This window comes from Tepidicella baoligensis, assembly GCF_013432195.1.
Lineage (GTDB): Bacteria > Pseudomonadota > Gammaproteobacteria > Burkholderiales > Burkholderiaceae_C > Tepidicella > Tepidicella baoligensis.
Genome location: NZ_JACCDB010000001.1, coordinates 141,287 through 164,675, shown reverse-complemented (window position 1 = coordinate 164,675; position 23,389 = coordinate 141,287). Strand labels below are relative to the sequence as shown.

The following is a 23,389-nucleotide window of genomic DNA, read 5'->3' as shown; positions in this document are numbered from 1 at the left end:
CCTGATGCTGGCCAAACGCATCATCCCCTGCCTCGACGTGACCGGCGGCCGCGTGGTCAAGGGTGTCAATTTCGTGGAGCTGCGCGACGCCGGTGACCCGGTGGAAATCGCCGCGCGCTACAACGAACAAGGTGCCGACGAACTCACCTTCCTCGACATCACCGCCACCAGCGATGGCCGCGACCTGATCCTGCCCATCATCGAGGCGGTGGCTTCCCAGGTGTTCATTCCGCTCACCGTGGGCGGTGGCGTGCGCACCGTCGATGACGTGCGCCGCCTGCTCAACGCGGGAGCCGACAAAACCAGCTTCAACTCGGCGGCGATTGCCAATCCGCAGGTGATTCGGGAGGCGTCCGCCAAATACGGTTCGCAGTGCATCGTCGTGGCCATCGACGCCAAGCGCCGAAGCCCTGCCGACGAACAGCGGCTGGACGCCCACGGGCGGCCCGTGGGACCTGGCTGGGACGTCTACAGCCACGGGGGCCGCAAGAATGTGGGGCTGGATGCCGTGGCCTGGGCGCGGCAGATGGCCGATCACGGCGCCGGCGAGATCCTGCTCACCAGCATGGATCGCGACGGCACCAAGGCCGGCTTCGACCTGGCGCTGACCCGTGCCGTCAGCGATGCCATCGACATCCCCGTCATCGCCTCGGGCGGCGCGGGCAACCTCGACCATCTGGCCGACGGCGTGCAGCAAGGCGGTGCCGATGCGGTGCTGGCCGCCAGCATCTTCCACTACGGCGAATACACCATTGCCCAGGCCAAGCAGCGCATGGCCGAGCGTGGCATTGCGGTGCGCCTGTGAAGGGCAAGCACATGAACTGGCTCGATGCAGTCCAATGGGATGCGCAAGGCTTGGTGCCCGTGATCGCGCAGGAACAGGCCACGGGTGACGTGCTGATGTTCGCCTGGATGAACCGCGAGGCGTTACAGAAAACGGCCGAACTGGGGCGTGCGGTGTATTACAGCCGCTCGCGTGGCAAACTCTGGTTCAAGGGTGAAGAGTCCGGCCATGTGCAGACGGTACACGAGATTCGCCTGGATTGCGACAACGACGTGGTCCTGCTCAAGGTGACCCAGTTGGGCCATGAGCCTGGCATCGCCTGCCACACCGGCCGCCATAGCTGCTTCTTCCAGCGCTACGAAGCCGATGCACAGGGCGGCCACTGGCAGGCGGTCGAACCCGTGCTCAAAGACCCCGAATCCATTTACAAATGACCGTCATGAGTGCCTCCAGTGAATCGCTCACCGCCACCGATACGCTGCAGCGCCTCGCTGCCGTTATCGACAGCCGCAAGCCTGCCAACGGCGGCGACCCCGAGACCAGCTATGTGGCCCGTCTGCTGCACAAGGGGCCAGACGCTTTTCTGAAGAAAATCGGCGAGGAAGCGGGCGAAGCCATGATGGCTGCCAAGGATCTGCAGCATGGGCAGGGCACGCCTCAGGCGCTGGTGGGTGAAGTGGCCGACCTGTGGTTCCACAGCATGATCGCGCTGGCCCATTTCGGCCTGAGCCCTGCCGACGTGGTGGCCGAGCTGGCTCGTCGGGAGGGTCTAAGCGGCCTGGAGGAAAAGGCCTTGCGCAAGGCCAAAGCGCGCGAAAGCCAGGAGTCTGGCCCATCCTTTTTGATCGGAAAGGCAACGCATGACCGATGACCGTACCTTCGACGTGATCGCCAAGACCCCGGAGCAACTGGCCAGCCTGCGCCAGATCACGCTGGTGATCTACATCCTCTATGCGCTGTCGTGGTTGATCGGGATCAGCGCCATCGTGGCCATCGTCATCAACTACGTCAAGCGCGAGGACGCCGCTGGCACCCTCTACGAAAGCCATTTCACCTGGCAGATACGCACCTTCTGGTGGGCATTGCTCTGGAGCGTCATCGGGGTGTTGTCCATGGTCATTCTGATCGGTTTCGTGATCCTGTTTGCCACCGCCGTCTGGTCGATCTACCGCATCGTCAAGGGCTGGCTCTATTGGAGCGACCGCAAGCCCATGCCCGTCTAACCCCCTGTTTTTGGACAGTTTTGACAGCTTTCGCCATGAACCACGATCCGAACTGCATTTTTTGCAAGATCATTGCCGGTCAGATCCCGAGCCGCAAGGTCTATGAGGACGACGACATCTTTGCCTTCCACGACATTCACCCCTGGGCGCCGGTTCATTTCCTCATGGTGCCCAAGCTGCACCTGCCCTCCATGGCGCAGTTGACGCCGGAGCACGAACGGCTCATGGGCAGGATCATGGTGCTGGCGCCGAAACTGGCCTTGGAACAGGGCTGCAACCCCTATCCGGAGGGCGGGTTCCGCATCGTCTGCAACACCGGGGCCGAGGGAGGGCAGGAAGTGCATCACCTGCATGTGCATGTCATGGGCGGGCCGCGGCCCTGGTTCAAGGGCTGAAGCCGCGGTTCAGGGTCTGCCCGGGTTTGAATTTCCATCAGCCGTCACGCATATCTGGGACAATAGTCGGATGCGATCGGGTTGAACCCTGCGCCCGACATAGAATCCCTTCAATCATGGGGTTTGCACCCCGACTCTGGAGTTAGACATGGGTACGTTTTCCATTTGGCATTGGCTGGTCGTTTTGCTGATCGTGGTGTTGGTGTTCGGCACCAAGAAGCTGAAGAACATCGGCTCCGACCTGGGCAGTGCCGTCAAGGGCTTCAAGGACGGCATGAAAGATGGTGGCTCGGCCGAGGCCGAGCAGACCACGACCACCGCTCAGGTGGGGCAGGACAAGCCGGCGGTCGACAAGACCACCATCGACGTCGAGGCCAAGACCAAGAGCTGAGGCCCTTGCCTTGCTCGACCGTCACCGGAGGCGGTGGCGCGAACCGCTTGATCTGAAGGCGTGGCATGATTGACTTGGGTATTTCCAAGCTGGCCCTGATCGGGGTCGTTGCACTGGTGGTGATCGGACCGGAGAAGCTGCCGAAGGTGGCCCGTACGGTCGGCACCCTGTTGGGCAAGGCACAGCGGTACGTGGCCGAGGTGAAAGCCGAAGTCAACCGCACGATGGAGCTCGAAGAGCTCAAGAAGATGAAAGAGTCGGTGGAGAGCGCAGCCCGCGACGTCGAAACCTCGATCCACCAGACCACCAGTGATTTCGAGAAAGAGTGGTCGGAAGTGACCGCCGGGCTGGAGAACGCCGCCTCCAGCACCTTCAATCCCGCCGACGCTTACGCCATCGGCTCTCCGGTGTATCCCGAATACCGGCATCCGAAAAAGAACTTCCGGCTCAAACAGAAGGCGGTTCCCCAGTGGTTCAAGGCCCGCAATGGCATCCGGACCCGCGCCCTTTCCGGAGCCGCCCGCGTGGCGCGTTTCCGGCCCAAGTCCCGATCGCTCTGACCGATACTCACTCCTTCCCTCATGGCCGACCCCAACGACAAGGCTGACGAACTCGCTGGCACCGAGCAACCCTTTGTGCAGCATCTGATCGAGCTGCGTGACCGCATCCTCTACGCGATGGCGGGAGTCGTCGTCTGCATGGTCCTGCTCGCGATCTGGCCAGGCCCCAGCGGCCTGATCGACTTCATTGCGGTGCCGATCCGCAACCACATGCCCCCGGACATGAAACTGATCGCGGTGGGCGTGTTCACGCCGTTTTTCGTGCCCCTGAAGGTGCTCATGATGGCCGGCTTGCTCATGGCATTGCCCTGGGTCATGTACCAGCTCTGGGCTTTTGTGGCGCCGGGTCTGTACAGCCATGAGAAGCGTTTTGCGATTCCGCTGATCGTCATCGGCAGCATCCTGGCCTACCTGGGGATTGCGTTCGTGCAGTTTTTCGTGTTGGACAAGATGTTCGGCTTCATCCAGAGCTTCACGCCGGAGAGCGTGAATGCCACGCCGGACATCGCTTCTTATGTCGAAGCCATCCTGTCGCTGTATCTGGCCTTCGGGCTCGCTTTCCAGGTGCCCATCGTGGTGATGCTGTTGGTGCGCTTCGAGATGGTCACCGTCGAGAAGCTCAAGGGTTTCCGTGGTTACTTCATCGTCGTGGCTTTCGTGATCGCGGCCATCGTGACGCCGCCCGATGTCATCTCTCAAATCGCCCTGGCCGTGCCGATGTGCCTGCTCTATGAGCTCGGCATCATCGGTTCCAAATGGTTTGCCAAGGCCACCCGGGCCCCGGAAGAGGCGGCAGACAAGGGCTGATCAACGCGAGCGGCCATTGGGGTTGCGCCGGCCCGGGATCACGCGCAGCGTCTGGCTCCCATCACGGCGCTCCACCGTCACTTCTGCCGGTTCGCCGGGCTTGAGCGCCGCCACGGCGGCCAGCAGGCCGGCGACGTCGCGGACGGCTTGACCGTTGACGTGGGTGATCACGTCGCCGGGCCGCATGCCCGCTGCCGCTGCAGGGCCGTTTTGCAGCACCCCGGTGATGATCACGCCTGAGGTGCGTCGGCTGCCGAAGTGCTGGGCCAGTTCCGGATTGAGTTGTCGGGGTTCCACGCCCAGCCAGCCGCGGGTCACGGAGCCGTCACGCACGATCGCCTCCAGCACGTAGCGGGCGGTGGAGGTGGGAATCGCAAAGCCGATGCCCATCGATCCACCGGAGCGTGAATAGATCGCGGTGTTGATGCCCATGAGGTGGCCGTTGACGTCCACGAGTGCGCCGCCCGAGTTGCCGGGGTTGATCGCGGCGTCGGTCTGGATGAAGTTTTCGAAGGTGTTGATGCCCAGCTGCGTGCGACCCAGCGCGCTCACGATGCCGCTGGTGACGGTTTGCCCAACCCCGAAGGGGTTGCCGATGGCGAGCACCACATCGCCAACTTCCAGGCTGTCCGAATCGCCGAGCAGAATCACGGGAAGGTCGGTCAGCTCGATCTTGAGCACCGCCAGATCGGTTTCCGGGTCGGTGCCAATGATCCGGGCCAGAGCCTGGCGGCCGTCGCTGAGCTGGACCTCGATCTCGTCCGCTTCTTCCACGACGTGGTTGTTGGTGAGGATGTAACCCATAGGGCTGACGATCACGCCCGAACCCAGGCCAGTCTGGGGCTGGCGGTCGAAGGAGTCGCCGAAGAAAAAGCGGAACCAGGGGTCGTCGGCATGCGGGGGGCGCCGCGGCGCTTTGCTGGTGCTGATGCTGACCACCGCCGGGGATGCCACCTTGGCGGCATGACTGAAACTGGTGGTCTGGACCGCTTCGGTGCGGCCGATGCCGCTGACCTCGAAGACCGGCACGATGCTCGCCAGCGTGGGGCGGCGGTGCAGCCACTGGGGTTTGAGGGTGGCAACAACGAACCAAACCGCCAGCAAAACCGTGACGGCCTGGGAAAACAACAGCCAGTAGCGTTTCATCTTGATCAAAGCCCTCATGCGCGCCGGCTTGACCTGTATCAATACATGTGCCGGTCTGCTCGTTTCAAAATGGCGTTCGCTTGAAAAAAATCAAACGGAGAAGCCATGAAAGCGATTGTCGATCTTTTTTCGACCGATTACGGGCTGTTCAGCATCACGGTGATCACGTGCGTGATCGTCATGGGGATTTGGTTCTACCGTTTCTTTGCAAAGAAGATCGAGGAGTCCGAACGGGAGGCCAAGCGTATCGAGCGCTGAGCCCTGCCTGCGGCAGGGGCTGCCCGGCGATGCGACAATCGGGAGTTACTCTTTCTTGACTTGTGGAGCCCCGATGTCGTCAGACCAGCCTGTGCAGGTGGTGGACCGCGAGACGTTGCGGTCCCGATTGGACGAGCTGTTGCAGCCCGAGCGTTTTCGTGACTATGGACCGAACGGGCTGCAGGTCGAGGGGCGTGCGCAGATTCGGCGTCTGGTCTCCGGTGTCACGGCCAGCCGGTCGCTGATCGAGCAGGCCATCGAGACCGGTGCCGATGCCCTGCTGGTCCACCATGGCCTGTTCTGGCGTGGGCAGAGTGGTTGCGTGGTCGGCTGGATGAAGCAACGGCTCGCCTTGCTGCTGCGGCACGACATCAATCTGTTTGCCTACCACCTGCCGCTGGATGCACACCCCACGCTCGGCAACAACGCCCAGCTCGGGGAGCGCCTGGGGTTCATTCCTGGGCCGCAGGGCTGGTCGTCTTTTGGCGAGCAGGGGCTGGGGTTCATCGGGCAGACCGAACTCCCCAGTGCCCAGGCATTGGCCGACCGGGTTCAGGCGGTGCTGGGCCGCCGCGTGACGCTGATCGATGCGCCGAGGCGGCCGATACGGCGCGTCGGCTGGTGCAGCGGCGCAGCACAGGGCTATTTCGAAGCGGCCATCGATGCCGGGGTGGATGCCTTCATCACCGGAGAGCTTTCGGAGCCGCAGACCCACTACGCCCGCGAGTGCGGCGTCGCTTTCCTGGCTTGCGGGCACCATGCCACCGAGCGCTATGGCGCGTCGGCGGTGGGGCATTGGCTGGCACAGCAATTCGGCATCGAGCACCGCTTCATCGACGTGGACAACCCGGCATGAGTGCCATGCGGCCTGTGGCCATCACCATGGGCGATCCTGCCGGGGTGGGCCCAGAGATCATTGCGCAGGTGTTTCGCCGTCAGCCGGCGTGGTCGTCGCGCTGCGTGGTGGTGGGCGATGTGGGTGTGCTGCGCCGCGCGGTGGCAGTCACCGGCGGCGCCCTGCCCGTGGCCGTGCTCGAGAGCTGGGACGACGTGGCTGCCGTGCCTGCGCAGACCCTGCCGGTGTTGCCTGCCGTTGCCTTGAAGGCGCTGCCGACCTGGGGTCAGGTGAGCGCAGCGGCCGGGCGCGCAGCGGTGGCGGCCATCGAGTCGGCCACCGCTGCGGCGCTGCGAGGCGACGTGGCAGCGCTGGTCACGGCGCCGGTGCACAAGGAGGCGCTGCAGCTCGCCGGTCTGCCCCATCCGGGGCACACCGAGTTCTTGCAGGTGCTCACCGCCCGTCACCTCGGGGTGGCGGTGGAGCAGGTGCCGGTGCGGATGATGCTGTCGAACGACGTGCTGCGCACCGTGTTGGTGAGTATCCACGTGTCGTTGCGCGAAGCCATCGAATCGGTCACCTTTGAGCGGGTCTTGCAGACGGTGCGCATCACCGATCGGCATTTTCGCCGGGTGCTGGGGATGGACGCGCCGCGCATCGCGGTGGCGGGGCTCAATCCGCATGCGGGGGAAAATGGGCTCTTTGGCCGTGAGGAGATCGACGTGATCGCCCCTGCCGTGGCGGCGGCCCGGGCTGAGGGCATCGATGCGCAAGGGCCTTTGGCGCCGGACACGGTGTTCATGCGCGCGCGGCAAGGCGCGTTCGACGTGGTGGTGGCCCAGTATCACGATCAAGGACTGATCCCCGTGAAGTATCTGGGACTGGAGCATGGGGTCAATACCACGCTGGGCCTGCCGTTCTTGCGCACCAGCCCCGACCATGGCACGGCATTTGACCTTGCGGGCACGGGGCGAGCGGATCCGTCGAGTCTGCAAGCAGCGATCCAGGCCGCGATGGTGTACGGAGACGTCGGAGTGGCTCAAGACACGGTGCATCCGTCAACATTCTGAAACAGCTGTTGGCGATCCTTTACAATGCGGGTTGACCCGAGTAGCGGTCCGTCCGTCTGTACTCGCCAGGTCCCGCATCTGAGTAGCCAAGTCACAGAAAGATCCCCATGAGCGAAGCAACCGTAGACAACGGCCGCCGAATCTGGCTGATCACCTCATGCGCCATGGGTGGCGTGGGGGCAGCCGCCGTCGCCGTACCATTCGTCAGTTCGTTCCAGCCTTCCGAGCGGGCCCGTGCCGCAGGCGCCTCCGTCGAAGTCGATGTGTCGGGGTTGCAGCCTGGCGAAAAAATCGTCGTGGAATGGCGCGGCAAGCCGGTCTGGATCATGCGGCGTACCGAAGAGCAGCTCGCCACCCTGGAAAAAGTGGAAGATCAGCTGGCCGACCCGAATTCGCTGCGTACCGCCTATCCCACCCCGCCTTATGCGCGGAACCGTCATCGGTCGATCAAGCCCGAGTTTTTGATCGTCGTGGGTATCTGCTCACACCTGGGCTGCTCCCCGGTCGACAAACTTCAGCCTGGCCCTCAGCCCTCGCTGCCCAGCGACTGGCTCGGTGGCTTCCTCTGCCCTTGCCACGGCTCCACCTTCGACATGGCCGGCCGCGTGTTCCGCAACAAGCCTGCCCCTGACAACCTGGAAGTCCCGCCGCACCACTACATCTCTGATACGGTGGTGCTCATCGGCGAAGAAAAGCAGGCCTGACCAGCGTTTAGAGGACCATCATGGCTGAATTCAAGGAAGTCTCTCCCAACGCCCCGGCGGGCGAAAAGCTGTTGAACTGGATCGACAACCGGTTCCCGCTCTCCAAGATGTACAAGGAGCATCTCTCCGAGTATTACGCTCCCAAGAACTTCAACTTCTGGTATTTCTTCGGCTCGCTGGCGCTGCTGGTGCTGGTCATCCAGATCGTGACCGGCATTTTCCTGGTCATGCACTACAAGCCCGATGCCTCGCTCAACGAGGCCGGCGTGCCCGTGGCCTTCGCCTCGATCGAATACATCATGCGCGATGTGCCCTGGGGCTGGCTGATCCGCTACATGCATTCCACCGGCGCTTCCATGTTCTTCGTGGTGGTGTACCTGCACATGTACCGGGGTCTGATCTACGGCTCCTACCGCAAGCCGCGTGAACTGGTGTGGATCTTCGGCTGCGCCATCTTCCTGGTGCTCATGGCCGAGGCTTTCATGGGCTACCTGCTGCCCTGGGGCCAGATGTCCTACTGGGGCGCTCAGGTGATCGTGAACCTGTTCTCGGCCGTGCCTGTCATCGGCCCCGATCTGGCCTTGTTGATCCGTGGCGACTTCGTGGTCGGTGATGCCACCCTGAACCGCTTCTTCAGCTTCCACGTGATCGCCGTGCCGCTGGTGCTGCTGGGCCTCGTGGTGGCGCACATCATTGCGCTGCACGAAGTGGGTTCCAACAACCCCGATGGCATCGAGATCAAGGCCAACAAGGACGAGAACGGCAAGCCGGTGGACGGCATCCCCTTCCATCCTTACTACACGGTGCACGACATCCTGGGCGTGGCGGTGTTTCTCATGGTGTTCTCGGCCATCGTGTTTTTCGCGCCGGAGTTCGGGGGTTTCTTCCTGGAGTACAACAACTTCATCCCGGCCGATCCGCTGAAGACCCCGCCGCACATCGCGCCGGTCTGGTATTTCACGCCGTTCTACTCCATGCTGCGCGCCGTGACGACCGAGATGATGTATGTGCTCGTGGCCTGCGTGGTGCTCGGGGCCGTGCTGGGCGTGCTCAAGTCCTCCTTCGGCACGATCGGCAAGGGGGTCATCGTCGGTGCCGCCGTCGTCGCCTCTGTGCTCATGCTGTCCATTGACGCCAAGTTCTGGGGTGTGGTGGTGATGGGCGGTGCCGTCATCATCCTGTTCTTCCTGCCCTGGCTGGATCATTCGCCGGTGAAGTCCATCCGCTATCGCCCCACTTGGAACAAGTACCTCTATGCGGCGTTCGTGGTGAACTTCCTGGTGTTGGGTTACCTGGGCGTGCTGCCGCCGTTCCCGTTGGGTGAGCGGGTGTCCCAGATCGGTACGCTGTTCTATTTCGGTTTCTTCCTGCTGATGCCTTGGTGGAGCCGTCTGGGGGAGTTCAAGCCCGTGCCTTCCCGCGTGACCTTCACCCCCCACTGAACACCACCCTTTGCAGGAGTCGATACAAATGAAAAAATGGATCGTGGGTTGTCTGATTGCATTCGGGATGGCTTCCGGGGCCATGGCGGCCAAAAGCGAATTCCCGCTGGACAAGGCGCCCAACTTGACCAATGACCTGGCCGCGTTGCAGAGCGGTGCCAAACTGTTCGTGAACTATTGTCTGAACTGTCACTCGGCCTCGTTCTTCCGTTTCAACCGGCTGACCGAGCTTGGGTTGACCGAGCGTCAGATCCGCGACAACCTGATGTTTTTCTCGGACCGCGTGGGCGACCAGATGCGCGCCAACATCGATCCCCATCAGGCCAAGGCATGGTTTGGTGCCCAGCCGCCCGATCTGACCTTGGTGGCGCGTTCGCGTTCTGGTCACACCTACCCCGGCCGTGACTACCTCTACACCCTGCTGCGTTCCTACTACCGGGACGACACCAAGATCACCGGCTGGAACAACCTGACGTTCGACTCCATCGGCATGCCCAATCCGCTATGGGAGTTGCAGGGCGAGCGCCGCCCGATCATCGAGACCGTTGCTCACGGAGGGGGAGAGGCTCGTGTGCTGCGCGGCTGGGAGCAGGTCAAGCCCGGCACGATGTCGCCCGCCGAATATGACCGCGCCGTGGCGGAGCTGGTGGCGTTCCTGGACTGGATGAGCGAGCCCAACCAGAACCAGCGCGTGCGCTTGGGCGTGTGGGTGCTGATTTTCCTGGGCGTATTCACCGTCGTGGCTTGGCGATTGAACGCGGCCTACTGGAAAGACGTCAAGTAAGTCATCGTCCGCCCGCCACGGCGGGCGGTCCGACACAGTGGTGTGCCAAGCCTTCAGGGCTGCCATGGCAAACCACTGTTTTTGTTTTGGTTGAGGAGTCATCCCCATGATGGTCTTGTACTCGGGCACCACCTGCCCCTATTCCCACCGCTGCCGTTTCGTGCTGTTCGAGAAGGGCATGGATTTCGAGATCCGCGATGTCGATCTCTACAACAAGCCAGAAGATATCGCGGTGATGAACCCTTACGGTCAGGTACCCATTCTGGTGGAGCGCGACCTGATCTTGTACGAGTCGAACATCATCAACGAGTACATCGACGAGCGCTTTCCGCACCCGCAGCTGATGCCGGGCGACCCGGTGGACCGTGCCCGCGTGCGGCTGTTCCTGCTCAACTTCGAGAAGGAACTCTTCACCCACGTGTCGGTGCTGGAATCCCGAACCCTCAAGAGCAACGACAAGTCGATCGAGAAGGCCAAGAGCCACATCCGCGACCGGCTCACGCAGTTGGCCCCCGTGTTTCTGAAGAACAAGTACATGCTGGGGGAGAATTTCTCGATGCTGGACGTGGCCATCGCCCCGTTGCTGTGGCGCCTGGACCACTATGGCATCGAGCTGAGCAAGAATGCCGCGCCTCTGTTGAAATATGCGGAGCGTATCTTCTCGCGTCCGGCCTACATCGAGGCGTTGACGCCGTCCGAGAAGGTGATGCGCAAGTGAGTTGACCGACCCATGGCCCGCGACGACACCCCATCCACGCGCCCGTACCTGATTCGTGCGCTGCACGAATGGTGTACCGATCACGGCTTTACGCCGTATGTGGCCGTGGCCGTGGACGCCACGGTGCAGGTCCCGCGCGAGTTCGTGAAGGACAACGAGATCGTCCTCAACATCAGCTACGACGCCACCAGCAACCTGCAACTGGGCAACGAATACATCGAGTTCAAAGCCCGGTTCGGAGGTGTCGCGCGCGAAGTCATCGTGCCCATCGATCATGTGGTGGCCATCTACGCCCGGGAGAACGGGCAGGGCATGGCCTTTCCTGCACCGGTGCTGCAAAGCGACGTCCCCGCATCGCCTGCGTCCGGGCCGGGCCTGCAGGTGGTGTCATCCGATCCGGGGGCAGAGCCCGACGCTCCGGACGCCCCGCCTCCCGCGAGCCCGGGAGGTGGCCGGCCAGCACTCAAGCGGGTGAAGTAGAATTCCACGATGCGCCGGTTTAGCTCAGTTGGTAGAGCAACCGCCTTGTAAGCGGTAGGTCGTCAGTTCGAATCCGACAACCGGCACCACACACCTTGCGATGGCCGCCTGGATTTGCATCCGGCGGCTATTTTCTTGGGGTTCCCTGGTTCGAAGCGGCTGGTGGGAGGCCGAGGCGTGTGTGCCCAGGCGCTGGCGCTTCAGCGAAGTGGCCGGTGCGTAGCATCGGCTTGCCTGCGATGTTCGATGTCACGCAGCCATTTCCGGGACGGCACACCCGTGCTCAGCTGCGCACCTTGAGTCGGATCTGTTCGACCCCGAGGCCGGCTTGTTGCAGGGTCTGAAGCAACGTGGGGGTGAGTTGCCGCAGCTTGCTGCCTACGGCTGGATTGCGGACGAGCAGGCACCAGGAGGTCTCGTCGACCGGGCCGGCGCTGACCTGGCTGCGCAGGTGGGCTGGCAGCAACGGGAGGATGGTCGCCAGCATTTGCTGGGACCGCTCGACGCGTTGTGCCACGGCAGCCAATACCGGATTCGCCTGGACGGCCTGGTTCAGAGGGATCATGTCGGGATTATCGGGTGTGAAGCAGCGTGCGGTCCTGCTGGCAGCAGGCGGCTAAAATGCTTGGTCATGGCGACGAGCGCCCACAACGGCCTGGCGTGTCTCCAGGCAGGCCCCGAATACCCACTCCCCCTGCGGTGAACGCGCGGGTTGAATCTTTTTATGCCCATCCAGTTCCTGACCAAGCTCTTCGGCAGCCGCAACGACCGCCTGCTCAAGACCTACCGCAAAACCGTCACGCGCATCAATGCGCTCGAATCTCAGTTCGAGAAACTCAGCGACGAGCAACTTCAGGCCAAGACCGCGGAATTCAAGCAGCGCCTGGCCCATGGCGAGACGCTCGATGCCTTGCTGCCCGAGGCGTTTGCCACCGTGCGCGAGGCGAGCAAGCGCGTGATGAAGATGCGTCACTTTGACGTCCAACTGATGGGCGGCATCGCCCTGCACAGCGGCAAGATCGCCGAGATGCGTACCGGCGAGGGCAAGACCCTGACCGCCACGCTGCCGGTGTACCTCAATGCCCTCACCGGCAAAGGCGTGCATGTGGTGACGGTGAACGACTACCTGGCCTCGCGTGACGCCCAATGGATGGGCAAGCTCTACAACTGGCTGGGCCTGACGGTCGGCATCAACCTGCCGCAGATGGGGCGGGAAGAAAAGCAGTCGGCCTATGCGGCCGATATCACCTACGGCACCAACAACGAATTCGGCTTCGACTACCTGCGCGACAACATGGTGTACGAGGCGCGCGACCGGGTGCAGCGGGGTCTGAACTACGCCATCGTGGACGAGGTGGATTCGATCCTGATCGATGAGGCACGCACGCCGCTGATCATCAGCGGTCAGGCCGAGGACCACACCGCGGTGTATGTGGCGGTGAACAAGCTGGTGCCCCAGCTCGAGCGCCAAGAAGGCGAGGAAGATCCGCGTACCGGCGAGGGCGTGATCAAGCCGGGTGATTTCACCGTGGACGAAAAGGCGCACACCATTCACATGACCGAGCGGGGCCATGAGAAGGCAGAGGCCTTGCTCACCCAGGCCGGACTGCTGGACGAAGGGGCGTCGCTGTACGACCCTGCGAACATCGCGCTGATGCATCACCTGGTCACGGCACTGAAGGCCCACCATTTGTTCCACCGAGACCAACATTACGTGGTGCAGAACGGTGAAATCGTGATCGTGGATGAGTTCACCGGCCGCCTGATGCAAGGCCGACGCTGGAGCGATGGTCTGCACCAGGCGGTGGAGGCGAAAGAGGGCGTGCGCATCCAGCCGGAGAACCAGACGCTGGCCTCCATCACCTTCCAGAATTATTTCCGTCTCTACAGCAAGCTGGCCGGCATGACCGGCACCGCCGACACCGAGGCCTACGAGTTCCAGGAGATCTACGGCTTGGAGACCGTGGTGATTCCGCCGAACCGCCCGAGTCAGCGCAAAGACGAGCTAGACCGGGTGTACAAGACCACGTCCGAGAAGTACAAGGCCGCGATCCAGGACATCCGCGAATGCCACGAGCGTGGTCAGCCGGTTCTGGTGGGCACCTCGTCGATCGAAAACTCGGAAATCATTTCCGAGCTGCTCAAGAAGGAAGGGCTGCCTCACGAGGTGCTGAACGCCAAACAGCACGCTCGCGAAGCGGACATCATCGTGCAGGCTGGGCGGCCAGGGGCCATCACCATCGCCACCAACATGGCCGGTCGCGGGACCGACATCGTGCTGGGCGGCAACCTGGAGAAGATGATCGCCGCCATCGAGGCTGACCCGGCGCTGGACGAGGCAGCCAAAGCGAAGCAGATCGAGGCGGCACGGGCCCAGTGGCAGGCTGACCACGAGAAGGTCAAGGCGTTGGGGGGCTTGCGCATCATCGCCACCGAACGGCACGAAAGCCGCCGCATCGACAACCAGCTCCGGGGCCGTGCCGGTCGCCAAGGCGACCCGGGTTCCAGCCGTTTCTACCTGAGCCTGGATGATTCCCTGATGCGCATCTTCGCGGGAGACCGCGTGCGCGCGATCATGGACCGCCTCAATATGCCTGAAGGAGAGGCGATCGAGGCTGGGATCGTGACCCGCAGCATCGAGAGCGCGCAGCGCAAGGTGGAGGCGCGCAACTTCGATATTCGCAAGCAGTTGCTCGAATACGACGACGTGTCGAACGACCAGCGTAAGGTGATCTACCAGCAGCGCAACGACATCATCGATGCCACCGACTTGTCGGCCCAGATTGCCGCCTTGCGTGAGGGCTGCATGACCGAGGTGGTGCGCCAGTTCGTGCCGGCGGACAGTGTGGAGGAACAGTGGGATCTGCCCGGGTTGGAGAAGGTGCTGGCCGAAGAGTGGAGCCTGCCGATGACGTTGGTCAAGGACGTGGAAGGCGCCAGCGAGATGTCGGATCAGGACATCGTGGACAAAGTGGTCGCCGCCGCCCATGCCGCCTACGAGGCCAAGGTGCAGCAGGTGGGCCGAGAAAACTTCAATAGCTTCGAGCGCGTGGTGTTGCTGCAGACGCTGGACAGCCACTGGCGCGACCATCTGAGCGCACTGGACTATCTGCGCCAGGGCATCCACCTGCGTGGCTACGCCCAGAAGCAGCCCAAGCAGGAATACAAACGTGAGGCGTTCCTGTTGTTCGGCATGTTGCTCGACCAGGTGCGCAACGAGGTGACGCGGGTGCTGATGAACGTGAAGGTGCAGTCGCCGGAGCAGGTGAGCACGGCCGCCCAACGACTCGAAGCTCAGGCTGAACAATTCAGCAACGTGACCTACACCGCGCCCACCGAGACCGGCGAGGCCGAGACCACCGCCGACCGCGGACTGCTGGGCGGTCCGGCCGCGGCGCAGGTGCCGCGCGTCGGTCGCAACGATCCCTGCCCTTGCGGCAGTGGCAAGAAGTACAAGCATTGCCACGGCAAACTGGTCTGAGGAGCATTGATATGGCGGTGAACTGGACGGCCCCGTCGGCCGACGCTCTGTGGCCCGTGCCGGGCGTTTCGATCGGTGTGACCGAAGCGGGGGTGCGCAAGGCCAATCGCAAGGATTTGACGGTGTTTCTGCTGGACGAGGGCGCTGCGGTGGGGGGCGTGTTCACCCAGAACCGCTATTGCGCGGCGCCGGTGCAAGTGTGTCGTGAGCACCTGGCCGGTGGCCAGCCCATTCGTGCGATGGTCGTCAACACCGGCAACGCCAACGCTGGCACCGGCCAGCCAGGGCTGGCGGCTGCTCGCGCCACTTGCGAGGCCCTGGCCCGGTACCTGAATGTGGCCCCCACACAGATCCTGCCGTTTTCCACCGGGGTGATCATGGAGCCGCTGCCGGTGGACCGGGTGGTGGCCGGGCTGCCTGCGGCGCTGGCCGATGCCTGTGCCGAGAACTGGCTCAAGGCGGCCGAAGGCATCATGACGACGGACACGGTGGCCAAGGCGGCGAGCCGTCAGGTGACCATCGGCGGGCAGACGGTGACCATCACCGGCATTGCCAAAGGCGCGGGCATGATCCGCCCCAACATGGCCACGATGCTGGGTTTTCTGGCCACCGATGCCAACGTGGTGCCGGGACTGATGCCGGCGCTGGCCAAGGCGCTGGCCGATGTCTCGTTCAACCGCGTGACGGTCGATGGAGATACATCGACCAACGACTCCTTCGTGGTGGTGGCCACCCGCCGCGCGGCCCATGCCGAGATCACCGACCTCTCCAGCCCCGAGGGCCAGGCCCTGCAGTCCGCGATGGCCGAGGTGGCGCAGACGCTGGCCCACGCCATCGTGCGCGACGGTGAGGGGGCGACCAAATTCATCACGGTGCGCGTAGAAGGTGGCCAGACCACGGAAGAATGCCTGAAAGTGGCCTATGCGATTGCGCATTCCCCGCTGGTGAAAACCGCCTTCTTCGCCAGCGATCCGAACCTGGGCCGGATTCTGGCCGCGGTGGGCTATGCCGGCATCGCCGATCTGGACCAGACGAAGATCGAATTGCACCTGGACGACGTGCATGTGGTCACCCAAGGCGGCCGACACCCCGCCTACCGCGAGGAGGACGGCGCGCGCGTGATGAAGCAGAGCGAGATCACCATCCGCGTGGGGCTGAACCGCGGAACGGTGGCCGACACCGTGTGGACCTGTGACTTCAGCCACGACTACGTGACCATCAATGCCGATTACCGCTCATGAACGAGGCTTTTGAACGGCTGCTGCAGCGGGCCGAGTCGCTGATCGCGCGCATCGAGGCGGTGCTGCCACAGCCCCTGGGCGCCCCCGATTGGAAGGCTTCGGTGGCCTTTCGTTACCGCAAGCGCGGCAGTCACGGTGTGCTGGAACCGGTGCGGCATGTGGCTTCGATCGCGCTGGACGACCTGCGCGAAATCGACGACCAGAAAGAGAAGATCCAACGCAACACGGCGCACTTCGTGCAGGGCCTGCCGGCCAACAACGTGTTGTTGACCGGTGCACGAGGCACCGGCAAGAGTTCGCTCATCAAGGCCTGTCTCAACGCTTATGCGCCGCAGGGTTTGCGCCTGATCGAGGTGGACAAGGCCGATCTGGTGGACCTGCCCGACATCGTGGACGTGGTGGCGGACCGGCCCGAGAAGTTCATCGTGTTCTGCGACGATCTGAGCTTCGAGGACGGCGAACCCGGCTACAAGGCGCTCAAGTCCATCCTGGACGGTTCGGTGGCAGCGGCCACGCCCAATGTGCTGATCTACGCGACGAGCAACCGGCGCCATCTGTTGCCCGAATACATGAAGGAAAACCTCTCCTACACCCACACCGAGGACGGCGAGGTCCACCCCGGCGAGGCGGTGGAGGAGAAGATTTCCCTGTCAGAGCGCTTTGGCCTGTGGGTGAGCTTCTACCCTTTCAGCCAGGACGAATACCTGAGCGTGGTGAACCAGTGGCTGGGGCATTACGGCGTGCCGGAGACGGAGTTCGAGCAAGCCCGGCCCCAGGCGCTGGTGTGGGCGCTGGAGCGCGGCTCGCGCAGCGGGCGGGTGGCCTACCAGTTTGCCCGGGACTACGTGGGCAACCGATGATCCCACCCATGAGCCAGGTGCTGGTGGCCGACAGGGAGCGACCGCGCGAAGGCGGTCCAGACCGCCCGATCACCGACGTGGCCGTGGGCGTGTTGATCGACCCGCAGGGTCGCTTTCTGCTCACCAGCCGACCGCCGGGCAAGGTGTACGCCGGTTACTGGGAGTTTCCCGGCGGCAAGGTCGAGGCGGGGGAATCCGTGGCCGAGGCCTTGCGCCGCGAGCTGCAGGAAGAAATCGGGGTGACCGTGGGTGCGGTGCATCCGTGGCGCGAAAAACTGGTCGATTACCCTCATGCGCTGGTGCGGTTGCACTTCTGCAAGGTGTTCGACTGGACGGGCGAGCTGCACATGCACGAAGGCCAGCAAGCCGCTTGGCAAACCCTGCCGGTGAAGCTGGAGCCGGTCCTGCCTGGCACCGTGCCGGTGCTGGAGTGGTTGGCCGAGGAACAGACACAAGACCGTGTCTGAGCGGTTTCAGTGTTTCCAGCCGTCCTCGGGGTCGGCTGGATCCTGCGGGGGTGAAGCGGGCACGCGGAACGCTTCTGCAGCCCAGGCCCCGAGGTCGATCTGTTTGCACCGTTCGCTGCAGAAGGGGCGGTAGCGGTTGCTCGGGGCGTAAAGGCTCGGGCCGCCACAACATGGGCAGGTCACGGTGGTGGGCGAAAAACCGTCGGGCTCGTTCATGCGCACAGGGTGACTTCGAACTCGGTATTCTGATCGGCCGCCAAGGCCAGGCGCCCCTCGTTGCCCCGCTGCAGCAGGCGGACCGAGAACATGAGCCGATTGCCGCTGATCTCGGGGATCAGTCCAGTTCTCGGATCCAGCCACAGGCGCAGCAACTGATACGTTTTTCCTTGGGGCAGGTTTTGCTGGAACTGCCCGTTGCAGGCCATGACTTTCTGTGGCAGGCCATTTTCCCGTAGCAGGGCCATGAGCAGATGAACGGGTTCGGCCAGGCTGGCCAGTTCGCGGGTCCAGGCGGTCAGTTCCTGCTGGCGTTGCTCGGCCGGCCGATGTTGCCAGTCGTGGTAGGCCGGCAGATCGAATTCGCAGGTGCCGCCGGGAATGGCGATGCGGCTGCGGACCGACATCAGCCACTCGTTGTCCATGAGCGCGTGGCCGACCTTGCCAGCATCTTCGTGCAGGGCGCTGAAACAGGTGTCCAAGCGGGCGATGAATTGATCCAGCGCGGCTTCGGAAATCGCCGGATTGCCGCGGTAGCTGTTGTAGAGCTGCTTGTGCTTGTCGAGGTCTTTGAGAATTTCGGTCTTGAGGTCGGAGCGGGCGCCCACGTCCATGATCTCGAACATCGTCTGGATGGCGTAGTGATGGTCGAGCGGATGGCTGCGCCCGATGAGTTCACCCAGCCGGCGAAACAGATGCTCCAGACGCAGGTAGGTCCGGATGCGTTCGTTGAACGGGTACTCGTACAAAATCACCATGGGATCATAGCCCGAATTGGTGCCGCGTCCGGGCGTAGGCGGTGCGGACCTGTGTTTCCAATTGTTCCAGCGTGGTCCGGTCGTTGTCGATCACGGTATCGGCCACCGCCAGACGCTGTTGGCGGGACGCCTGTGCCGCCAGCACGGCCTCGACCTGTTCACGCGGCCAGCCATTGCGCAGCATGACGCGACGGATCTGCGTTTCGGGCAGGCAGTCCACCACCCAGAGGGTGTGGATGCGCTCGCGCCAGGTGGCCGACTCGACCAGCAACGGGATGTCGAGCACCACGCAGTCGGAAGGCGCTGTGCGGCAACGGTGTTCGATTTCGGCGCGCACGATCGGGTGCACGATGGCCTCCAGCTTCTGGCGGGCCGAGGGGTCTTGGAACACGAGGGCCCGCATGCGGTCGCGGTCCAGCGCGCCGTCGGGGCCGATGAGGGCATCGCCAAACGCCACACGGATGGGGTCGATGGCGGCCCCGCCCGCGGCGGTGCTGGCGCGGGAGATGGCGTCGGCGTCTACCAGCGTGGCCCCCAGCCGGACCAGCGCCGCAGCGACGGTGCTTTTGCCGCTGCCGATGCCGCCGGTCAGGCCGATGCGCAGCGGTCGCGCGGGCAACTGGGGAAGTTGGGACAGGTTCACAGGCCCACCCATGCAAGCAGCTGGCTTGGCCCGACGATGAGCGCGGCCAGCCCGGCCAAGGCCAGGAAGGGGCCGAACGGGATGTAGCCGCCCTCGCGCAGGCCACTGCTGAATTTCAGGGCGATCCCGATCACCGCGCCGATGACCGACGCCATGAGGATCATGGGGACGAGGGCCTGCCAGCCGAACCAGGCGCCCAGCGCGGCGAAGAGTTTGAAGTCGCCGTATCCCATGCCTTCCTTGCCGGTGGCGAGCTTGAAGACCCAGTAGACCGACCACAGCGACAGGTAGCCCCCCACGGCGCCCCACAAGGCGTCGGACAGGGTGACGCCGCTCCAGCCCCAGGTGGCGACGATGAGGCCGGCCCAGACCAGCGGCAGGGTGATGTCGTCGGGCAGCAGGGTGGTGTCCCAGTCGATGAAGGCCAGCGCGACGATGGCCCCGACAAAACCGAACCAGGCCAGGGTGGTCCAGCCGATGCCGTGCTGAGCGAAGACCCAGGCGAACAAAGCGCCCGTGAGCAGTTCGACCAGCGGGTAGCGCAGACCGATGGCGCTGCCGCAGGCGTGGCAACGACCGCGTAGCAAGAGGTAGCTGACGACGGGGACGTTCTGGTACCACGCGATGCCGGCTCCGCACGATGGGCAGCGCGAGCGCGGATGCAGCAGGTTCAGCGGGGGGTGGTCCGGCACGGGCTGGCCGGTCATCTCGGCGCATTCGATGGCCCAGCGGCGTTCCATCATTTTGGGCAGGCGGTGGATGACCACATTCAGAAAGCTGCCCACCAGCAGCCCAAACAGGCCGGCGATGGCAATGCCCCAAGGGCTGGTGAGGAGTTCCATGCGAGGATGGGGAAATGGTCTTGCAGCCTGCAGTGTAAACAGGTCGATGGTGGTTTTGGCGTGCTGGGCGGTTACAGTGTGCGGGCGCTGGCTGCCTGGTGCGGCTATGTGCTTCTGTATGGAACGTATGGAACCCCGCCATGCCTGCATGTCCCCCACCCGCCGACCTGTTGCGTCGCCTGTTCGATGCCGCCGTGGCCTCTGCCCAGCCGGCGCTGTGTGTGCCGCCGCATCTGCCCAGCCCGCAAGAGCTGGGCGCTGGCCGGCTGGTGGTGATCGGGGCCGGCAAGGCCTCGGCGGCGATGGCGCAAGCGGTGGAGCGGCACTGGCAGGGTGACCCGATGCGCTTGAGCGGGGTGGTGGTGACGCGTGACGGATACGCGGTGCCTTGCGAGCGCATTCGGATACGAGAGGCGGCGCACCCGGTGCCCGATGAAGCGGGCCTGCAGGCCGCACAACACATCCTGCAGGCGGTTCAAGGCTTGCGGGAGGAGGACATCGTGCTGTGTCTGATCTCGGGCGGTGGCTCGGCTTTGCTGCCCTTGCCGCTGGAAGGTTTGACGCTGGCGCACAAGCAGGCGGTGAACCGCGCGCTGCTGGCCAGTGGGGCCACCATCGGCGAGATCAATACCGTGCGCCGTCACCTGTCGGCCATCAAGGGCGGGCGTCTGGCGGCGGCGTGCCATCCGGCCCGTGTGGTCACGTTGTTGATGTCGGACGTGCCAGGCGACCAGCCGAGGGACATCGCCTCGGGCCCCACCGTGGCGGACCCGACCACCTGTGCCGATGCGCTAGCGATCGTGCAGCGTTATGGCATCGAAGTGCCCGCTCCGGTGCGCGAGGTGCTGACCAGCGGCCGTGGTGAGTCGGTGAAGCCGGGGGATCCTCGCCTGGACCGGGCCGAGGTGCGGATGGTGGCCACGCCTCAACAAGCGCTGGAGGCGGCCGCGCGGGTGGCGCGTGAGGCCGGTTATGCCGTGCACATTTTGGGCGATGCGCTGGAAGGCGAGGCGCGCGAGGTGGGCAAGGTACTCGCCGGCGTGGCCTTGCAGGTGGCTGAGCGGGGGCAGCCGTTCACGGCGCCGTGTGTGCTGCTGTCAGGGGGCGAGACCACGGTGACGGTGCGTGGTCAGGGGCGTGGCGGCCGCAATGTGGAGTGTCTGCTCGCGTTTGCGAGTGCCACGGGCGGGCATGCGCGCATTCATGCGCTGATGGCCGACACCGATGGGGTGGACGGGCTGGAGGAGATCGCGGGGGCCGTGATGGGCCCAGGCACACTGGCCCAGGCCTGGGCGCGGGGGCTGCGCCCGCTGGACGAATTGGCGAACAACAATGGCCACGGCTTCTTTGAGGCCTTGGGGGCTTCGGTGGTGACGGGGCCGACGCTGACCAACGTCAACGATTTTCGAGCCATCCTGATCGAAGGCTGACCCCGCCGCGTGTCTGGGGGGTCAGGCGGTGGTGAGCATGCCCCGTTGCTCGATGAAGCGGATGACCTCTGGCAACCCTTGCTGGGTTTTCAGGTTGGTCATGACCCAGGGGCGCCGTTGCGGGTCTGGGCGCATGCGGGCGGTGTCGGCGGCCATCACATCCAGGTTCGCGCCCACGTAAGGGGCGAGGTCGATCTTGTTGATGACGAACTGGTCGCTTTTGGTGATGCCGGGGCCGCCCTTGCGGGGGATTTTCTCGCCGGCGGCCACGTCGATCACGTAGATGGTGAGGTCGCTCAGTTCGGGGCTGAAGGTGGCGGCCAGGTTGTCGCCGCCGCTTTCCACGAACACCACGTCGGCGTTGGGGAAGGCGGCCAGCATGCGGTCGATCGCTTCCAGATTGATGGAGCAGTCTTCGCGGATGGCGGTGTGCGGGCAGCCACCGGTTTCCACACCCATGATGCGCTCGGGCGGCAGCGCGCCGCTGACCGTGAGCAGGCGCTGGTCTTCCTTGGTGTAGATGTCGTTGGTGATGGCGACCAGGTCGTAGCGCTCGCGCATGGCTTTGCAGAGCATTTCGAGCAGGGTGGTTTTGCCGGAACCGACCGGGCCGCCGATGCCGACGCGCAGCGGGGGCAGGGTCTTGGTGCGGCCGGGGATGTGGTGCAGGGCGGGGGCATTCATGAGCGGAACAGGCGGGAGTACTGGGTTTCGTGGCGGGCCGAGAGGATGGCCAACATAGGGGTGAAGGCTTGGCGGTTATCGCTGCTGGTGGCCAGCGCGGTGTCCACGGCGGCGGGAATCTCGTGGCACAGCCGAGCGAGGATGCGCTGGCCCGCGCTCTGGCCCAGTGGCACGGCCTTGATGGCGGCCTGCACCATGTTTTCGACCCAGGCGAACGCCGTGGCGAGCACGGCGTCGCGCACGGGGACCTCGTCGGGCAGACGGGTGCTCAGCGCGAGGGCGTAGGCCACGGGATAGGAGGGGGTGCGCAAGGCGTCGGGCCATGCGTGCACCAGGGCATCGGGTTCTTGGAGGGATTTCAGCCATTCGATGAGGGAGCGCCCCATCTGTTCGGTCTGGAGCCGCAGCTCGGCGCTTTCGCGGGTCTGGCGGACCCAGGCATCGAGCGCTTGCAGGCACGGCCAGTCGCGTTCGCGCCAGGCGGGCAGGGCGGTGGCGACGATGGACAGGTCGGAGCGGGCCTGGGCCAGCTGCAACTGGTCGCCCAACCACCGCGCGGTGGAGGCTTCATCGTGCACCCAGCCTGCGTGGACGGCGGCCTCCAGCCCTTCCGAATAGGAGAACCCGCCAATCGGCAGGGTGGGCGAGGCCAGCCAGAGCAGGGCGAGCAACGGAGTGTCAGTGCGCATGGCCTTGAGCGTGCCCGTGGCTGCCGTGTCCTCCGTAGGCGCCGGCTTCGGGCTCGAACGGTTCGCGCACCTCGTGCACGGTCAGGTGCATCTGGCGCAGCATGTCGGCCAGCACGTGGTCGGGTTCGATCTTGAGGTGGTCGGGTTGCAGTTCGATGGGCACGTGCCGGTTGCCCAGGTGGTAGGCGGCGCGGATGAGGTCGAACGGGGTGCCATGGGCGTTGCAGTGGGTGATGCGCAGCACCGGCTGGGGCGCCGCCACGACCTTGAGCAGCGTACCGTCCTGCGTGACCAGCACGTCCCCCCCGCGCACGACGGTGCCGCGTGGCAGGAATACGCCGATGCGGCGGCCCTGGGAGTCTTCGCAGTCGAAGCGGCTTTTCTGGCGCTGGTCCCATTCCAGGGTGACGGTGGCCGACCGGTTCAGCAGCACCGAGGCCAGGCCCTGGCCTTGGGGGATGCAGCGGGTGGCGTGGAGCAT

29 protein-coding genes, 1 tRNA gene and 1 pseudogene are annotated in these 23,389 nt (G+C 64.3%); 22 read left to right on the top strand and 9 right to left on the bottom strand.

Annotated features, from left to right (window positions below; translation table 11 throughout):
* Positions 1 to 4 precede the first annotated feature (4 nt).
* The 8 genes from hisF (at position 5) to tatC (ending at position 4,160) form a co-directional block, all read left to right on the top strand.
* Complete coding sequence (hisF, locus tag HZS63_RS00790; RefSeq protein ID WP_180682115.1) at positions 5 to 805, top strand: imidazole glycerol phosphate synthase subunit HisF; 801 nt, start codon at positions 5 to 7, stop codon at positions 803 to 805.
* Positions 806 to 816: 11 nt separating this feature from the next.
* Complete coding sequence (gene hisI, locus HZS63_RS00785) at positions 817 to 1,218, top strand: phosphoribosyl-AMP cyclohydrolase (protein WP_180682114.1); 402 nt, start codon at positions 817 to 819, stop codon at positions 1,216 to 1,218.
* Between the two features lie 5 nt (positions 1,219 to 1,223).
* Positions 1,224 to 1,655 carry a phosphoribosyl-ATP diphosphatase gene (locus tag HZS63_RS00780; protein ID WP_180682113.1) on the top strand — a complete coding sequence of 144 codons (432 nt, stop codon included), beginning with the start codon at positions 1,224 to 1,226 and terminating at the stop codon, positions 1,653 to 1,655.
* Positions 1,645 to 2,007 carry a DUF4870 family protein gene (locus HZS63_RS00775; RefSeq protein ID WP_180682112.1) on the top strand — a complete coding sequence of 121 codons (363 nt, stop codon included), beginning with the start codon at positions 1,645 to 1,647 and terminating at the stop codon, positions 2,005 to 2,007. Before HZS63_RS00780 ends, HZS63_RS00775 begins: the two co-directional genes overlap by 11 nt.
* A 35-nt stretch (positions 2,008 to 2,042) precedes the next feature.
* Positions 2,043 to 2,402 (top strand): histidine triad nucleotide-binding protein, encoded by a 360-nt coding sequence (locus tag HZS63_RS00770; RefSeq protein ID WP_180682111.1) that lies wholly within the window; start codon positions 2,043 to 2,045, stop codon positions 2,400 to 2,402.
* A gap of 148 nt (positions 2,403 to 2,550) precedes the next feature.
* Positions 2,551 to 2,793 (top strand): Sec-independent protein translocase subunit TatA, encoded by a 243-nt coding sequence (gene tatA, locus HZS63_RS00765; RefSeq protein WP_180682110.1) that lies wholly within the window; start codon positions 2,551 to 2,553, stop codon positions 2,791 to 2,793.
* A 65-nt stretch (positions 2,794 to 2,858) separates the two neighbouring features.
* Positions 2,859 to 3,353, top strand: a complete 495-nt coding sequence (tatB, locus tag HZS63_RS00760) for a Sec-independent protein translocase protein TatB (protein WP_180682109.1) — start codon at positions 2,859 to 2,861, stop codon at positions 3,351 to 3,353.
* Between the two features lie 21 nt (positions 3,354 to 3,374).
* Entirely contained in the window at positions 3,375 to 4,160 is a 786-nt protein-coding gene (tatC, locus tag HZS63_RS00755; protein ID WP_180682108.1) for a twin-arginine translocase subunit TatC, read from the top strand.
* Here tatC and HZS63_RS00750 read toward each other — a convergent pair whose 3' ends face one another.
* Positions 4,161 to 5,306, bottom strand: coding sequence for a Do family serine endopeptidase (locus tag HZS63_RS00750; protein WP_180682508.1), 1,146 nt, complete (start codon positions 5,304 to 5,306; stop codon positions 4,161 to 4,163).
* 105 nt (positions 5,307 to 5,411) lie between these two features.
* Between HZS63_RS00750 and HZS63_RS00745 the strand changes: the two genes are divergently transcribed.
* The 9 genes from HZS63_RS00745 to HZS63_RS00705 all read left to right on the top strand — a co-directional run bounded on the left by HZS63_RS00745 (position 5,412) and on the right by HZS63_RS00705 (position 11,686).
* Positions 5,412 to 5,564, top strand: coding sequence for a DUF3149 domain-containing protein (locus HZS63_RS00745; protein WP_180682107.1), 153 nt, complete (start codon positions 5,412 to 5,414; stop codon positions 5,562 to 5,564).
* Between the two features lie 73 nt (positions 5,565 to 5,637).
* Positions 5,638 to 6,420, top strand: coding sequence for a Nif3-like dinuclear metal center hexameric protein (locus HZS63_RS00740; RefSeq protein WP_180682106.1), 783 nt, complete (start codon positions 5,638 to 5,640; stop codon positions 6,418 to 6,420).
* A complete protein-coding gene (pdxA, locus tag HZS63_RS00735) occupies positions 6,417 to 7,469 on the top strand; it encodes a 4-hydroxythreonine-4-phosphate dehydrogenase PdxA (protein ID WP_180682105.1) in 1,053 nt (350 codons plus the stop codon). The genes HZS63_RS00740 and pdxA overlap by 4 nt, the downstream gene beginning before the upstream one ends.
* Before the next feature lie 107 nt (positions 7,470 to 7,576).
* Positions 7,577 to 8,173 (top strand): ubiquinol-cytochrome c reductase iron-sulfur subunit, encoded by a 597-nt coding sequence (gene petA / locus HZS63_RS00730; RefSeq protein WP_180682104.1) that lies wholly within the window; start codon positions 7,577 to 7,579, stop codon positions 8,171 to 8,173.
* Positions 8,174 to 8,193: 20 nt separating this feature from the next.
* Positions 8,194 to 9,615 carry a cytochrome b gene (locus tag HZS63_RS00725; RefSeq protein WP_180682103.1) on the top strand — a complete coding sequence of 474 codons (1,422 nt, stop codon included), beginning with the start codon at positions 8,194 to 8,196 and terminating at the stop codon, positions 9,613 to 9,615.
* A gap of 28 nt (positions 9,616 to 9,643) precedes the next feature.
* Positions 9,644 to 10,399 (top strand): cytochrome c1, encoded by a 756-nt coding sequence (locus tag HZS63_RS00720; protein WP_180682102.1) that lies wholly within the window; start codon positions 9,644 to 9,646, stop codon positions 10,397 to 10,399.
* A 106-nt stretch (positions 10,400 to 10,505) separates the two neighbouring features.
* Positions 10,506 to 11,117, top strand: coding sequence for a glutathione S-transferase N-terminal domain-containing protein (locus HZS63_RS00715; protein ID WP_180682101.1), 612 nt, complete (start codon positions 10,506 to 10,508; stop codon positions 11,115 to 11,117).
* Between the two features lie 12 nt (positions 11,118 to 11,129).
* The gene (locus HZS63_RS00710; RefSeq protein ID WP_180682100.1) at positions 11,130 to 11,597 is read left to right on the top strand and encodes a ClpXP protease specificity-enhancing factor; all 468 of its coding nucleotides are present in this window, start codon (positions 11,130 to 11,132) and stop codon (positions 11,595 to 11,597) included.
* Positions 11,598 to 11,610: 13 nt separating this feature from the next.
* Positions 11,611 to 11,686: transfer RNA gene (locus tag HZS63_RS00705), tRNA-Thr, on the top strand.
* 194 nt (positions 11,687 to 11,880) lie between these two features.
* Here the strand turns inward: HZS63_RS00705 and HZS63_RS00700 are convergent.
* Positions 11,881 to 12,162 (bottom strand): hypothetical protein, encoded by a 282-nt coding sequence (locus tag HZS63_RS00700; RefSeq protein ID WP_180682099.1) that lies wholly within the window; start codon positions 12,160 to 12,162, stop codon positions 11,881 to 11,883.
* A 159-nt stretch (positions 12,163 to 12,321) separates the two neighbouring features.
* On the opposite strand from HZS63_RS00700, the gene secA reads away from it, so the two are divergent.
* From secA to HZS63_RS00680, 4 genes are read left to right on the top strand one after another with little or no spacing between them, the layout of a single operon-like run.
* Positions 12,322 to 15,078, top strand: coding sequence for a preprotein translocase subunit SecA (secA, locus tag HZS63_RS00695; protein WP_180682098.1), 2,757 nt, complete (start codon positions 12,322 to 12,324; stop codon positions 15,076 to 15,078).
* Between the two features lie 11 nt (positions 15,079 to 15,089).
* Positions 15,090 to 16,319: a bifunctional glutamate N-acetyltransferase/amino-acid acetyltransferase ArgJ gene (argJ, locus tag HZS63_RS00690; protein ID WP_180682097.1), complete on the top strand. Its 1,230-nt coding sequence runs from the start codon at positions 15,090 to 15,092 to the stop codon at positions 16,317 to 16,319.
* Positions 16,316 to 17,179, top strand: a complete 864-nt coding sequence (locus tag HZS63_RS00685) for an ATP-binding protein (RefSeq protein WP_180682096.1) — start codon at positions 16,316 to 16,318, stop codon at positions 17,177 to 17,179. The genes argJ and HZS63_RS00685 overlap by 4 nt, the downstream gene beginning before the upstream one ends.
* An 8-nt stretch (positions 17,180 to 17,187) precedes the next feature.
* Positions 17,188 to 17,646 carry an NUDIX domain-containing protein gene (locus tag HZS63_RS00680; RefSeq protein ID WP_180682095.1) on the top strand — a complete coding sequence of 153 codons (459 nt, stop codon included), beginning with the start codon at positions 17,188 to 17,190 and terminating at the stop codon, positions 17,644 to 17,646.
* A 6-nt stretch (positions 17,647 to 17,652) separates the two neighbouring features.
* Here the strand turns inward: HZS63_RS00680 and HZS63_RS00675 are convergent, their stop codons facing one another.
* The 4 genes from HZS63_RS00675 to HZS63_RS00660 are packed head-to-tail and all read right to left on the bottom strand — an operon-like array spanning position 17,653 to position 20,105.
* Positions 17,653 to 17,862 carry a DNA gyrase inhibitor YacG gene (locus tag HZS63_RS00675; RefSeq protein WP_180682094.1) on the bottom strand — a complete coding sequence of 70 codons (210 nt, stop codon included), beginning with the start codon at positions 17,860 to 17,862 and terminating at the stop codon, positions 17,653 to 17,655.
* A complete protein-coding gene (gene zapD, locus HZS63_RS00670) occupies positions 17,859 to 18,617 on the bottom strand; it encodes a cell division protein ZapD (RefSeq protein WP_180682507.1) in 759 nt (252 codons plus the stop codon). The genes HZS63_RS00675 and zapD overlap by 4 nt, the downstream gene beginning before the upstream one ends.
* 7 nt (positions 18,618 to 18,624) lie before the next feature.
* Positions 18,625 to 19,275, bottom strand: coding sequence for a dephospho-CoA kinase (coaE, locus tag HZS63_RS00665; protein ID WP_180682093.1), 651 nt, complete (start codon positions 19,273 to 19,275; stop codon positions 18,625 to 18,627).
* A complete protein-coding gene (locus HZS63_RS00660; protein ID WP_180682092.1) occupies positions 19,260 to 20,105 on the bottom strand; it encodes a prepilin peptidase in 846 nt (281 codons plus the stop codon). Before HZS63_RS00660 ends, coaE begins: the two co-directional genes overlap by 16 nt.
* A gap of 140 nt (positions 20,106 to 20,245) precedes the next feature.
* Between HZS63_RS00660 and HZS63_RS00655 the strand changes: the two genes are divergently transcribed.
* On the top strand, positions 20,246 to 21,535 hold the full coding sequence (locus HZS63_RS00655) for a glycerate kinase type-2 family protein (RefSeq protein WP_180682091.1): 1,290 nt from the start codon (positions 20,246 to 20,248) through the stop codon (positions 21,533 to 21,535).
* Between the two features lie 21 nt (positions 21,536 to 21,556).
* On the opposite strand, the gene ureG is transcribed toward HZS63_RS00655, so the two are convergent.
* From ureG to ureE, 3 genes and pseudogenes are all read right to left on the bottom strand, one after another.
* The gene (gene ureG / locus HZS63_RS00650; protein WP_180682090.1) at positions 21,557 to 22,219 is read right to left on the bottom strand and encodes an urease accessory protein UreG; all 663 of its coding nucleotides are present in this window, start codon (positions 22,217 to 22,219) and stop codon (positions 21,557 to 21,559) included.
* Positions 22,216 to 22,908, bottom strand: coding sequence for an urease accessory protein UreF (locus HZS63_RS00645; protein WP_180682089.1), 693 nt, complete (start codon positions 22,906 to 22,908; stop codon positions 22,216 to 22,218). The genes ureG and HZS63_RS00645 overlap by 4 nt, the downstream gene beginning before the upstream one ends.
* Positions 22,901 to 23,389: pseudogene (gene ureE, locus HZS63_RS00640) on the bottom strand (urease accessory protein UreE); the annotation flags it as partial. The gene HZS63_RS00645 and the pseudogene ureE, both read right to left, overlap by 8 nt.